Consider the following 13671-nt stretch of genomic DNA (forward strand, 5'->3'; position numbering starts at 1 on the left):
TGTTAGGAATGCTAATGCGCGCCTGTATTGTATAAATTGCTATAGATTGCGCATAATAAAGCTTTCGGGAAAGGTGACAACCGCGTAGGGCATAGGTGACTCATGGGCAGACATGCGAACAAGCACGCGCGTTCTGCTCGTGACGAATCTAGCCAACGGTGGTTCACGAACCACATCGAGCCGGCGGATTCCGCGTCGCAAAACCACGCTGGTGAGGGCGAGGGACAGAAAAATAGCCGACAGTATCCTCCGCATCAGAGCACATTACGGGGTGGCAAACAGGTCACTGTCGCGGAATTGTTGGCCCGTGGAAGGCGGGGCTCTGAGGCCCCCAGCAGGTCCACCACGACGACGAGTCGCAAGCAGGATGCGGATGTTCGAGGCAACCGTAAGACGCGGGACAAGTCCGTTTCGCACACTCCCCGCACACTGTCCCCTAAGGAATTAGGAACACCGCAGCGTTACATTCCGGACCGGGCCCGCTCGGCGTCGGCACCAAGCCTGTCCCCCGCGAAGAGGCCGACCGTTACAACGGAACCGGACAAACGAGCTCCAGCCGCGCCTAGTCCGAAAAAACCTGACACCTCCGATTCCCGCGTCTCTCGTCGGCCTTCTGGCTCGAGACCAGCCAAGTCGTCCGTCCCGGTGAGCCTGTCGACACGTCGTCGGCACTCAGTTGCTGCAGCGTCCATCGGTGTTGGTGTTGTCGCCTGCGCGGTATTCGGCGGAACGTTCGCCGCATGGCAATCAGGCGTTTTAGGGAGCCCCTGGTCCTCGGATAGCCACCACACAGCCTCAAATACTGCGAATGACCAGAACACCCAAGAGACCGGCGGCGGTGGCGATGGGAACAAAGAACGCAGTTCCACACACCAACAAGGTGATGGTGAACCGAAGGGCGATCAGGAGGTCCGGCTGTCCACCATCAAAAATCGGCCAACAACAGCGTCACTTCCCGACGATGCCATCCCCGCCAACGCGGCCGCCATTCAAGATGACGAGGCGGGGCAGCTTAACCTGGCGTACACCGGGTCCGATAGCACTCCGGCAGCGTTTGCGGTGGCAACGCGGAGGGTCTTCGCCCAGCAGTACGTCAAAACGCTGAGTACAAATATGACGGTGGACGTAAAAAGCCCAGTCAGTGGGCGGAATATCGCGATGAATTGCCGCGATAATGGTGGCTTTGTTACTTGTGAGGGTCCGGACGACGAAAGGGTTTACATTCAATGATGGGCAACATACCTGGAACGGATGCTTCTGGAACGGATGCTTCACGCTCGCACCGTCGTCGCCGGTTGCGCATGTGTGTCGCCGGACTGATCGCGTCGGGTGTGATGTTGTCTTCATGCACAATCGGGGGCTCGGACCAGGCTAAGTCCACACCATCGTCGGTGCCGGAAAACGTTGATACGTTGCCATCCAGCGTGCCCGGCCCGCACCCATCCATTGAAAATACGGAGGCAGGCACCCCGAAGTTATCGGGTAAAGCCGACGCGCCCATGCAAGAAGCGGTTGACCAGGTTATTAAGAAACACGGGGGAATGGCGGAGCTGGCCGTCTCTGATGGCAAGCAGGTCCGACGTTTCGGGCATGTCGATCCCTACCCCGCGTGGTCGTCCATCAAGGTGCCGTTGGCTATTGCTGCGCTCCGCAATAACAATTCCGACGACATCCAGGCGGACGTTCGGGATGCTATTCGTGCTTCCGATAACGACGCCGCCGACGCTTTATGGCAATCGTTGGGCGGCGGTGAAGCCTCCGGGCAAGCGGTCCACCAGGTTTTAGCTGACGGTGGTAACCCCAACACGAAGGTACAGATCGACGCAATTCGCCCCCACTATTCAGGCTTTGGCCAAACACAGTGGCCCGTGGAGGACTCTGCCCTGTTTGCGGCGAATCTTCCCTGCATGCCGGGCGCAGAATTCGTCATCGACCAAATGGGCGAGATTAATTCCGACCAGCGTTGGGGCCTGGGCACTATTCCCGGCGCTCGTTTTAAAGGCGGATGGGGACCAGATGAAGATGGCGCCTATTTGGTCAGGCAGATAGGGTTTTTCGACGGCCCAACGGGACGAATAGCCGTTGCCTTAGCAGCTCACCCCTCGGATGGAACGTATGAGACGGGACAATCTGCTTTGAATGACCTTGCTGCTGTGGTGAAGGCGCATCAGAAAGAGTTCACACCCGCGCAGTGCGGTAAATAACTTCTCTGCGTATCGCGCCGGGAAGGAGCCTTCCCCGAGCTTGGTGTTGCCGCTCCAGATGGGCTAGCATGGTTACGTTGTGCTGAGAGCACTCCGCCATTTCTTGTCGTCTTCGACGGTTGATGTCGTTGATCGGCGCTGTCGACGGTGAAGGGAGCTAACGCACAGCACATACATAACCGCTTGGAGGTATGGCAGAGCGGCCGAATGCACTCGCCTTGAAAGCGAGCGTCCCTAACACGGACCGGGGGTTCAAATCCCTCTACCTCCGCAGTGATCCCCAGCGTGCGGGCCGATGTCGGCCTCGTCGCTGGGGATGTTTTGTGTCACCCGACCCTCATCATGTTCAGCCCGCTCGCCGCGTTAGTGGCTCGGGCTGATTTTCATTCTGGGGAGAATCGTGGTGGCGTGTTATTACAAACCTGGGTTCAATCTCGAAGAGCAAGTTCAGGAATTATCCGACCGTGGTCTCGTCTTAAATGACATATCCCGAGCTGAAGAGCAGGTTCGTCGGATCGGCTACTACCGTTTGAGCAGCTACTCGCACCCTTTTAGACAGAAAGACGCAAGACGCATGTCGAGCTTGGTTAGCGGGGCAAAACAACCTGGATAGTAAACTGGGGAAGAGTCCGAGTAGATCAGACCGTGACAGGAGTCCCAAAACAATGTCTCCCAAGGTTCAGTACGCAATTCAAGTCCTTCTGATCCTCGGAAGCTTGCTGGCCGCTTATATTATCGCCAACGCTGCTGACATAGAAGAAAGCTATAGGAGCCGAGTTCTTCTCTTAGGGGTTACAGTCGGTTCTATCGTCGCGATTCTCTTCAATCTCGCAGTCGATAGAAAGAGGCGTAAAGTCTCTCGCGACTCGAAGCAGTTAAAGACTGTGACGTTTTAATAGGCGGGTCTTGTGGCATTTACCCTCACCGGTGAGATCGTGCAATTGCGCATAGAAGAACGGACGACTCATCCAACAACTCGCCCAGCCAACATGGCATTGCCTGGCGATGGTGAGTGGATTATCAGGCAGTTGCGGTTGTGTGTGCAGTCACCATTCCAGCATTTTCTTTGGTGCTATTTGCTGAGGTTCCGGATCATGATCAGTCGCCAATGGATCCCAGAGGGAACCCCCGGCCATCGCTCGACACATTAACGGCTTCTACTTGACTGGTAAATTCCCTAGGTACTGTCTCTTCACCCAAAGCTAGGTCATACCATAGCCTAGACATGTTAGACCCTTCACTGGCGGGCTCGTCAACGTCTTTAGCCACACATGAAAGGCTATACAAACCCCATTCAGATTCATCAAATGGATAAGTTCCAAAGTCTCGCATATCCCTACGGAAATCTTGCATCAGGACTTCGCGAGCTAATGAATCTCCTCCATGTGTGATTTCGTCAGTTACATAGAGTATCTCTGTGATCTCTCGAGCCTTATCTACCCTTTTCAAATACTGTTTATGAAATCGTTCAAGATCTGACTCTCGAGCGAGGAAGTAAGTTGTAAAAAGAAGAGTCTCGCCCAACATAAATCGGATCACTACCTACCGTGAAAGCTTCAGAATTATTTTACCGCGCCGGGGTGTCACAATTTTTTTAATGTACATCATTTCCGAACTGTTCTGTGTAAAAATCCCCGCCGGCTTTTGGCTCTTAACCCTGAAATTCTTTCGTGCATAACGAGAGACGTTAATTAGTCACCAGGAAAACGGTGACATGCACGCTAGCGCGGTATCCACCGACCCTCTTCTCCCATCGCCGAGCGTCGGTGGTCGCACAGTGACTGACTACGGCCACACTGGGGAACCATTGCTGTAAAAAACGCGTCAATACCTCTTGTCGATGACACTCAACGAGTAGAAAGGGGGTAAAAAGCATGGATACAGAAGCGTGGCTTCGGCTCGTGCAACTGTTCATCGCCGCTGGCGGCCTTGTGGCCGTATTCCATACACTATGGCAAAAATGGCTTAGTGATAACCGAGCCGAGTGGTGGAAACGCTTCACCTGGGCAGTAGAAAACGCAAACAATGAAACAGCAACAAATGAAACAAGGAAAGCAGTGGATATCGAGCTGGGCGACCTCTACGACAGCTCCTTAGCGGGTCAAACCGAACGAGAGCTGATAGACAAGTTTTATCAGTCAACCCATGATTGCGGTGCAAGCGATAGCATGAAAGGAAAGGATGGTGAAGACAATGACTGATTGGACTGATACCCACCGTAAGGCCATTCGCCACTCTGAGAGTCTCGGAGAAACACCACCGCGACAGTCCTACATCTCTGCTGGTCTAACGCCCCCGGAGAAAGCGACTGACGAATACCAACCCGCCCCACTGTGGCGACGCTTCATCAATTCCCTAAAACCCGTGTGGTAACCACAGACTATCGAGCCCCCGCCCTGGTGGCGGGGGCTTCGTCGTCTCGGCCTAGGGACATGGTCCCGGCGGAATTGCTCCACTGTGATTGCTGCGTCAGATGCGCATCAAGCACAGTGGCGCCTCATGCACAGAATCGGCGCTGTATTTAGGCAGCGTCGAAAGTTCCTGCTGGGGTGATGTCGACAACCTTGTTACCGCCGTCGGCAGTGACGTGGATGGTGCCATCCGCCTCAAAGGAGAAGGTGTAGCGGCCGACAGTTTGCGGGCTGGTCCCGTCGAGTACGGTGGTGTCCCCTGCGAATCCTTGGTGCGTGCACGAGAGCTTCACGGAGTTGGGGTCGCCCTCCTTGGTCTCGAAGGCGGGGCGATCGACATTGAGGTCAGGTCCGCAAACAGCTCCGTCGACGGCTTGCTCTGAGTTCTGACTCTGTGCCGCAGCCGTGCTACTTCCACATGCGATGGAATCAGGGTTCTCGGTGACCTGGCAGTCGACTTCGGGGGTGTTGAAGACGACGTGGTGAACAGCCTGGGCGGCATCTTGCGGTGCCGGTGCTGGAGCAGGCGCTTCTTCAGCCTGCGCGGCGGTTGCCCCCATGAGGCCGGCACCGGCAACAATGGCGGCGGCTCCGGCGGCAATACGCCCGACGTGTGATCGGGCGCTGCGGATTGTGTTGTCGCGATCGATGGAATCGGACGTGACGTTGGCTGGCATGGATAGTCCTTTCTCTGAAGTCGGTAGTGGTGCCCTCGAGGGGCTGACCACCTGGGCAGAAAGTGGTTTCCGTGTCCGGGGCCAACGGTAGCAATGGTTCTGCGATACTTCAGTAACCGAAATATAAACGAAACTTTCAAGGGCGAAATATCCCCCCTTTCGTTGGGGGATGTTATCAAAAAGAAACAAGGCTACCCTCGACGCCTAGGCATTCGAGGAGTAGGCCCGCTTAATGCTTAACCCTCCGCTTAGTCTTTGTCTCCGCCGGCTTTGCCGTCCAGGGGCGTTCCCGTCGTTGTTGTGGCTTTGCCCGTGTAGCCTGCTCCTTTGCCCATCGTGGCGCTCTGCCCACGCCGGATTTGCTCGGCGTGGACGGAACGGCCCATCACGAAGGATCCCACCGACGCCACCATCAGGCACGCGACGATTGCGATCACGGACTTCACTAGCACGACGTACCATTCGTCGCCGTCGGCAATAGAACGAATCATGTTCGCAATGATGAGCAGGGGGACTCCGACGCCTGTGATGGGGCCCGTGAGGTTGACGCGGGTGAGTGCATCGGGCGCCCGCCACATCTCGATGACCTCGTCGATGAAGGCGATGGCGGCGATCACGATCAGTACGGAAATAATGATGTTGACGATCATCGTTGGCCTCCCACCATGATGCGTGAGTTCGCAACTGAGCTCAGGACGCTCAGCACCCCGGCGAAGACGGCGACTTCGTAGGTAATGGTTGTTCGGTTTCCCAGTGAGTAGACAAGGAATAACCCGACGGCGCCGAAAAAGATCACATCGGACAGCACTGTACGGGACAAGTCATCACACCGCGCCATCAGCAACAATGCCGCTAATAAGGCGGCAATGATGACCGCGCTCACAAGAATTAAGACGAATGTCATAGTTAGCTCTCCTCCTGTGAAGCGTTTCGGCGCGACGGCTCGGCAGACCTGGAGGTCGCACCTCCCGCCTGTGACTGCTCGGCAGACCCCGGAACAATGGACTCAACAGAGAACCCGGTAGCATCCGTATCCCCACCGGCATAACCAGGAGGAATGCTCGGTCCTCCGGGCTTAGTGAAGGACTTCGGCCCGGGGCCACCATTGGGCGCGCCATCTGAGTAATACAACTTGCTGGTGTAGCCATTAGCGCACCGAGGATGCGTGCGCTGGCAGACCTGCGGGGCAAGGCGCTGTTCCATCTCTGCCAGCTCCTGCATAATGGCCTCCGGATCGCTACCAAACGCAGCATGGACTAAGAGGATCCGCCCATCAGGGGCATCGTCGGCCGGCATTGGCTCATGGGGGCCCGGATAATCGGACACGTCTTGGGGGAGGGCATCGCCCACTTCAAGGAGCCCCAGCGATAACGTGCCCGGGGTCATTGTGATCGACGTCGTAAATAGACCGACCTCACGGTCCGTTTGCACACGCAACGGGTACGCCACGATGATCGGATCGATGTCCGACCTGCGCTTGTTGGCATCCACGATGATGGACCACGTTGCCAGTAACACCTGCTCAATGAGCCACGCGCCGTACCGTAGGGCATGCAGAGTTAGACGAAGCGTTTTCATTCTTGCCCTCCTGTGGTGACTGCAATCATTGCCGACGCGTGACGCTGATGTGAATCGGCGTGGTGACCGCTCTCAGTGGCGTGGCCAGCACCCATCGCGTGGTTGTCCTCGCCGGCACCGTGGTCGTCTCCAGCCGCGTGCTCGTCCTCATCGTCGTGATGAACAATCATGTCGTCGGGGACATCGGCTGGATCATGGGAATCGCCAGTCAGGCCAGCGCCACCGGTGTTCGCCACGCCCACCGCGTCGTCGCCAAGAACGGCGCTCTGGTAGGCCTTGACGTTGAGCAGCGAATCCGCCGCGTGGTTCGTCGCCGAAATCGCGGGCCCAGCGCCCACCAGCAGCCCGGCCGACATCAGGGCCATCGCCGCGGACGGCAAAATGAACCGCACCGGAACAGCCAGTTGGCGGTCAACGTACTGCGGGTTCATGGGTTTGCCCCAGAACACCTCGCGCCACAGCCGGAGCATAGAGAGCAGCGCGCCCATGCCGGCGATGACGATGGCCGCCAACACAATCCACGACTTCACCGAGTAGTCGCTGGCCACAGCCATCACAACACCCAATTTACCGATAACACCGGAGAACGGCGGCAACCCGACGATCGACAAAGCGCCGGCGACGAACACGGCCGCGACCAACGGGTCACGACGCATCAAACCGGACAGGCGCTGCAAACGGCCAGTTCCGTACGTTTCCTCAATCGAACCGATGGACAGGGCCAGCGACGCAATCACCGTCATGTGGTGAACCGCGTAGAACACGCCCGCGGCCAGCATCCGTCGGGGATCATGCCCCACGAAGGCCAGGCCAACCAACATGAATGGCATACCGTTGACCATCTGGTAGGCCAGAACCGAACGCATCGTACGCTCACCCAAGCCAGCCCAGGAACCAACAAGCATGGCAGCCACACAAATCACCAGAATGAGCCACGACCAGCGGTCATCCAGGCCAAACATGACGGCATAAATGCGGAAGATCGCATAGAACGCCACCTTGGTGTGCAGGCCAGAGAACAAAGCCATGACGGCCGGCGACGTATTCGGATAGGTGCGCGGCAACCACGTGTGAACAGGGAACAGACCAGCTTTAATAGCCAGCGCCAGAAGAATCAGACCGCCGGTCACCACCACCGGACCGTTGCCCCGGGCCGCGCTGGCCAGGGCCGGCAGGTTCGACGTCCCCGCCGTCGCGTAGGTCAGCGTGACACCAACGACCAGCACAGCCGATGTAATCAAGTTCACCAGCACAAATAACCTGCCAGCACGGAGGCGCTGCAATGTACCCGTCATGGCAAGCAACGCGTACGACGGCAGAAGCATGACCTCAATACACACGAACAGGTTGAACAGATCCGCCGTGCTCATCGCCCCGTACACGCCGCCCATCAGCATGCACACCAGGGCAGGGTAGAAGCGCGCATTCATCTCTCCGACAGCCGTCGCGAACCACACAGAGACCAGGCACACGATCGAGGTCATCGTGATCATGAGCGACGAGAACGAATCCGACGCGAACGGAATCGCGATACCCGCAGCGTACCCGCCGACGTTCTCCGCGATCGCGGGATGATTCCAGTGGTAGATCATGAGGCTTAAGCCCGCGGCGAAACCGACGATGGGCACCACGAAAGCCAAAGCAATGCGGAGCACTTTCCACGGCGACATGGCCGCAAGAGCCGCGGCCGTCAGAGGCCCAGCAAGGAAGAGCGGCAGCAGCGCCGCAATCGTTGACGTTGCCATCTATTCGATGCCCTCCTCGCGCTGTTGGCGTCGCTGATATTGGTTCGAGTCGGTGGAAATTCGACGTGCACTGCGGCCCATCGTCTGCAGCGCTGTCACCTCATGGGTGACGTGATCAGGCAAAACATAAGCGTCGTCGGTAGGGGTATCGTGCTCTTCCTGCGAATCCTTTGCCTGGCCGTGTGCCACCTTCTTCTTAGCGGGCACGGACTTTTCCTCGGTGCTCCACACCGAGTCCTTGAACGCTGCGAACAAATCGGGGAACTCCTTGACCGGATCGGTCAAGGTGTCATCGGAGCGGCCCAACGCGGCCAAGGCCAGCATGAACGCGGTGGTGGCCATCGAAATAACAATCGCCGTCAGCACGAAAGCCTGCGGCAAAGGATCGGCTGCGTCCTGGGGATTCGTGCCGCTCATGATGGGCTCTGACCGCCACGCGCCGATACCGGCAGCCAGGAGAGTTAAGTTGGTGGCGTGGCCAATGAGCGTCATCCCGAGGATCAACCGGACCATTCCCCGTTGGAGAACCAGGAACACACCGCCGGCGGTGAGTACACCAATCGTTATTGCCATAATCATTCTTCCACCTCCACGGTGTCGACGGGTTTCCGGCCGGACGTATCGCCACCACTATCGGATGTCGATTCAGAGACGGTATCGCGGTCGGTGCCCGCAGTAGACGGTGCATAGTCCGGCTCAGTGGGGTTGACAGGAGAGAACCCTCCGTGGGTGCGTACGGGCCCTAGTGGGTTTTCCGCGCCGGGCCGGATGGAGCCGCCCAACTGCAAGAGTGCGATGGCCACCAAACCGAGAACGGCCAGGTAGACACCGGCATCGAAAATCTGGGCCGTCGTCAAGAGTTCGCCACCAACGTGAGCATTGAGAGGCTGGAGGAAGGACCCGCGGGATCCGTGCCCGCCTTCCTCACCGGAGGCGTGGCCGAGGTAACCGGCCAGGCCTGCGAGGACCGCCAAGGAAATACCCGAGCCCACCAGGATGTAGGGAAGCCGATTGTTCGTTGGGGCCTTATCTGCCGGGCGCGACAGGTAGTAGAACATGAGCGCACCGCCACCGATTAGGGCTGCGATGAACCCGCCGCCGGGGTGATTGTGCCCGCGCCAGAACACCGCTGCGCTGATCAGGATGAGGACGGGGATAAGGAGTTTCGCCATCCACCTCATCGGTAACGAGTTCAGCTCCGGGCGCGGGATGGCGGCCAAGGATCCGCGGATGTCATCGCGAACACGCGGCACGGAAAGCACCACCGCGGCGATCGCCACACCACACATACCAAGCACGGAAAGCTCGCCCATGGTATCGAAAGCACGGAACTCCACCAGGATGGTGTTCACGACGTTATTTCCGTGCGAAATTGTGGGCCCGTTGGTGAGGTACCACTGCGAAATCAATGGTTTTCCGTGGTAGCCGACCAGCGCGACCACGCCGACCGTCGTCGTTAATCCCATGAGAACCGCGATCGTTCCGGCCCAGCGATCACGACGTGCGGACCGCTCCGTAAAGTCGCGCGGTTGCAGCCGGATGACCAGCATGAGGACCACGGTCGTGAGCAGCTCAACCAAAATCTGGGTGAGCGCCACATCTGGGCTGCCCAGGGTCAGAATCTGCAGGGTAACACCGACACCGGCAGCGCTGACCGCAATCACAGCCGACAGACGACGTCGGGCCAGGACCGCGGTGGCCACACCAATAATGACCGTGACCAGGGCAACGTAATCCAGCGGGCGGTCAATTCCGCCCACCCGGGAGCCCATATCGACACCATCGATGGCACCACCATCAAACAGCGCCCCGATAGCCACGGAACCCGCGAGAGTAATGACCGCCAAGAACGGCAGAGCCAGGTGGCGCGTCGGCGAAACGGAGTCCGCCATAGAACCGCCCAGCTTGCCCCAACGGGAACCACCAGTGATGACCCCTTGGAGCACGTGAGCTCCCGTGAAGGGGGATAGTTCCTTGCCGACGAGAACCCGCGCAATAGCCTTACGGAACACGACACAGGTGATACCAACGACGATGACGACGACGCTGATCACCAGTGGCACGGTGATGCCGTGGAACAAGGCGAGGTGAGTGTGCGTCGCGTGGTGTGTGCTCAGCGCGGAATCCGCGGCGGCATCTACGAAGGAATCCATGAAGCCGGGGACAAAGCCCAGCGGTAGGGACAGGAAACCGGGGATCGCCGCGGGGAGCCACAAGGACAGTGGTGCTTCGTGGACGTCGCTGACGTCGCGTTTTCCGTCGACGAAACCGCCGAAAATGTAGCGGTAGGAGTAGGCGAAGGTCAGGATCGCACCCACAGCAGCGCAGATGAGCAGGAGCGCGGTGGCCGGGGTGGCCAGTTCACCTTCCAGCATGGCATCCAACATGCCCTCTTTGGAGATGAAGCCGAACAGTGGCGGGACCGCGGCCATGGACGTCGCGGCGATGAGTGCCATGCTGAATGTCCATGGCATGACGCGCCAGATCGGCCCCAACCGGCGAATATCGCGCGTCCCGGTTTGGTGGTCTACCACACCAATCAGCATGAACAAGCTGGATTTGAACAATGCGTGTGCCAGCGTGTGAACCACCGCGGCCGCCATGGCGAGCGGTGTACCAATACCAATGGTGCACACAATCCAGCCCAGCTGAGACACCGTCGAGTATGCGGTCAGTTTCTTCAGATCATTCTTCTGCAGGGCAAATAGTGCCGCCATAATTGCGGTGAACATGCCGACGATAATGAGCACACCGCGCCACCACGCGTCGTCATGGAAGAGCGCGGAAAAACGCAAGAGCAGGTAAATGCCGGCCTTCACGACGGCTGCCGCGTGGAGGAAGGCGGACACCGGAGTATCTGCCGCCATCGCCTCGGGGAGCCAGAAGTGGAAGGGGAACTGCGCCGACTTCGTGCACGCCGACGTCGCAATCAACACGGCAATGACAGACAGCAACGCGGGGTGATGTGCCCATTCCGGCGAATGAATGATCCCCGACAGGCTGGTCGTTCCCGTCACACCAGCGCTAATGCCCAAACTGGTCAGGAGCGTAAGCCCACCGAAGAACGTCAGAATAATCGTGCGCATTGATCCCAGCTCGCCACCGGGGCCTGACCGCGCGATGAGGAAGAACGACGCCAGTGACACGAGCTCCCACGAGATAAACATCAGGATGACGTCGTCGGCAAGAACAAGAGTGACGACGGCTGCCATGAAAGCTGTCATGAGCAGGTAGAAGCTCATGGACCCACGGCCGCCGTGTAAATACCGCGTTGAGTAAATGAACACGGCCGCGCCGATGCCTAACGCGAGCAGAGCGAAGAATGTAGATAAGGCGTCGGCGCGGAGTGAAAAGATCACATCGGCACCATTGGGGAGGAAATCCTTAATCCATGTGACCTTCCAGGTCCAGGGATTGCCGTCAATGATGTCAGGCAACTTCCGGAGGAGCGGGATGGCGGACGCGATGAAAATAAGGGCTAGGGGCCACCCTGCGTTGCGGTCAAGTAACCGAACGAACAGGGGAACCAGGATGAGGGCGAGCACCACGAACAAGGGGATCGCGACAAGCTCCACGAAGCATCAACACCTGTGGGTTTAAGTGGACATAAACAGACAATAAACAGTTTCCCAGGGTATCAGTTGCAGGTCAGAATTCCACGCTGCGGGAATTGGCCTTGGAGTGGGGAATATCGGAGTGGGTTGGCCTGTGATGGAGTGCCCGTGATTGCTTAATGAAAATATGGTGGCATAGTCGTGACGATACAGAGAGAGTGTGAGCTAAAGCTAATTTAGAAAAATACCTTGTTGAAGCGGGTGAGTAGGTGTTAGGGTCAAAATTATTGAAAATGACGATGGCACTATTGAAAATAAACTCGCGTGGCGAATATTGCCGCGGCGGAGAGCGTGACGGTGTCGAGCGCTATGGCCGATGACGGCTGCCATGTCATAGCGCTCACTATTGCTTGAATACCTCTTCTGGTGCCCGAATACTTCTTTGGAGACGATCATGGCTCACAACATGTCCCCCGGACACGACCACGTGGAGGCAAACCATCACGATCATGGGGTTGAGCACGGTCATGAGCACGGGCCGGGCCACAGCCACATTCATAGCCACAGCCACGGGCACTCTCACGGGCACACGCACGATCACGGTGCTTCGTCACGGGGGCGTTTGATTGCCGCCCTCGCGGTCACGGCAACAATCCTGCTCGCAGAGCTTATCGGTGCGTGGATCTCCGGGTCGCTGGCCCTCGCGGCTGATGCCGGCCATATGTTGGTTGACTCGTCGGGCCTGGTTATCGCCCTGATCGCTGTGCATTTGTCGCAGCGGCCACGCAATAACCGCTTCACGTGGGGATGGTCGCGGGCGGAAGTACTTGCCGCCGCATTGCAGGCAGGGATGCTGATCATTATCTGCGGAGTCGTCGCGGTAGAGGGCATATCCCACCTCATTAACCAGCCCGACGTGGAACCCGTGCCCATGCTCATCATCGGAACTATTGGCCTGGTGGCTAACGCCGCGTCGATTATCATTTTGGCAGGTGGGCGCGAAAGTTCGCTCAATATGCGCGCCGCATTTCTAGAGGTAGTTAACGACGCTTTGGGCTCGCTGGCTGTCATTCTTGCCGCCATTATCGGACTAGCGACGGGGTGGGTTCGCGCGGACTCGATCGCGTCCCTGTTTATCGTTGCGCTGATGGTTCCGCGCGCGTTCACCCTCCTCCGCACAGCGATCCGAATCCTGATGGAGGCCACCCCCGACGAAATTGACCTCGATGATGTGCGCGAACATATTTGCGGCGTCGATGGGGTGAAGGATTGCCATGACCTCCACATCAACACCATCAGCACGGGTGTGGTGGCGTTAACCGCGCACGTGGCGGTGGATAGTGGCCTGTCCGCGGCCGAGCACCACCGGATTCTTCATACCCTGGAAGATTGCACGGCCCAGCACTTCCCGGTGGCCATCAAGCACACCACATTCCAGTTGGAAGCGAAGGACCACAGCGGGCACGAGCGCTTACACCACGGCGCGGCATAAATAGTCCGCC

The 13671-nt window shown here is 58.2% G+C and carries 12 protein-coding genes and 1 tRNA gene; 6 read left to right on the forward strand and 7 right to left on the reverse strand.

The annotated features are described in order from the left end of the window. The first annotated feature begins 102 nt into the window (after positions 1–102). From I6J23_RS03945 to I6J23_RS03965, 5 genes are all read left to right on the forward strand, one after another. The gene (locus I6J23_RS03945) at positions 103–1230 is read left to right on the forward strand and encodes a hypothetical protein (RefSeq protein ID WP_204582610.1); all 1128 of its coding nucleotides are present in this window, start codon (positions 103–105) and stop codon (positions 1228–1230) included. Further along, positions 1227–2204, forward strand: coding sequence for a hypothetical protein (locus I6J23_RS03950; RefSeq protein ID WP_204582611.1), 978 nt, complete (start codon positions 1227–1229; stop codon positions 2202–2204). The genes I6J23_RS03945 and I6J23_RS03950 overlap by 4 nt, the downstream gene beginning before the upstream one ends. Before the next feature lie 185 nt (positions 2205–2389). After that, positions 2390–2475 (forward strand) — tRNA-Ser (locus tag I6J23_RS03955). A 1603-nt stretch (positions 2476–4078) separates the two neighbouring features. Next, on the forward strand, positions 4079–4405 hold the full coding sequence (locus I6J23_RS03960) for a hypothetical protein (protein ID WP_204582612.1): 327 nt from the start codon (positions 4079–4081) through the stop codon (positions 4403–4405). Then, complete coding sequence (locus tag I6J23_RS03965) at positions 4398–4577, forward strand: hypothetical protein (protein WP_204582613.1); 180 nt, start codon at positions 4398–4400, stop codon at positions 4575–4577. The genes I6J23_RS03960 and I6J23_RS03965 overlap by 8 nt, the downstream gene beginning before the upstream one ends. A 148-nt stretch (positions 4578–4725) precedes the next feature. Here I6J23_RS03965 and I6J23_RS03970 read toward each other — a convergent pair whose 3' ends face one another. The 7 genes from I6J23_RS03970 to I6J23_RS04000 all read right to left on the reverse strand — a co-directional run bounded on the left by I6J23_RS03970 (position 4726) and on the right by I6J23_RS04000 (position 12190). Further along, on the reverse strand, positions 4726–5292 hold the full coding sequence (locus I6J23_RS03970; protein WP_204582614.1) for a hypothetical protein: 567 nt from the start codon (positions 5290–5292) through the stop codon (positions 4726–4728). A gap of 248 nt (positions 5293–5540) precedes the next feature. Next, positions 5541–5942, reverse strand: a complete 402-nt coding sequence (locus tag I6J23_RS03975) for a monovalent cation/H(+) antiporter subunit G (protein WP_204582615.1) — start codon at positions 5940–5942, stop codon at positions 5541–5543. Beyond that, a complete protein-coding gene (locus I6J23_RS03980; RefSeq protein WP_052722092.1) occupies positions 5939–6196 on the reverse strand; it encodes a hypothetical protein in 258 nt (85 codons plus the stop codon). The genes I6J23_RS03975 and I6J23_RS03980 overlap by 4 nt, the downstream gene beginning before the upstream one ends. Before the next feature lie 2 nt (positions 6197–6198). Further along, on the reverse strand, positions 6199–6870 hold the full coding sequence (locus I6J23_RS03985; protein WP_204582616.1) for a Na+/H+ antiporter subunit E: 672 nt from the start codon (positions 6868–6870) through the stop codon (positions 6199–6201). Further along, positions 6867–8615, reverse strand: coding sequence for a monovalent cation/H+ antiporter subunit D family protein (locus tag I6J23_RS03990; protein WP_204582617.1), 1749 nt, complete (start codon positions 8613–8615; stop codon positions 6867–6869). Before I6J23_RS03990 ends, I6J23_RS03985 begins: the two co-directional genes overlap by 4 nt. After that, on the reverse strand, positions 8616–9194 hold the full coding sequence (locus tag I6J23_RS03995) for a cation:proton antiporter subunit C (RefSeq protein WP_204582618.1): 579 nt from the start codon (positions 9192–9194) through the stop codon (positions 8616–8618). Next, a complete protein-coding gene (locus I6J23_RS04000; protein WP_204582619.1) occupies positions 9191–12190 on the reverse strand; it encodes a DUF4040 family protein in 3000 nt (999 codons plus the stop codon). The genes I6J23_RS03995 and I6J23_RS04000 overlap by 4 nt, the downstream gene beginning before the upstream one ends. 433 nt (positions 12191–12623) lie before the next feature. Here I6J23_RS04000 and I6J23_RS04005 point away from each other — a divergent pair, with 433 nt between their 5' ends. Continuing rightward, the gene (locus tag I6J23_RS04005) at positions 12624–13661 is read left to right on the forward strand and encodes a cation diffusion facilitator family transporter (protein WP_204582620.1); all 1038 of its coding nucleotides are present in this window, start codon (positions 12624–12626) and stop codon (positions 13659–13661) included. Positions 13662–13671 lie beyond the last annotated feature (10 nt).

This window comes from Corynebacterium kroppenstedtii (assembly GCF_016894245.1).
GTDB lineage: Bacteria > Actinomycetota > Actinomycetes > Mycobacteriales > Mycobacteriaceae > Corynebacterium.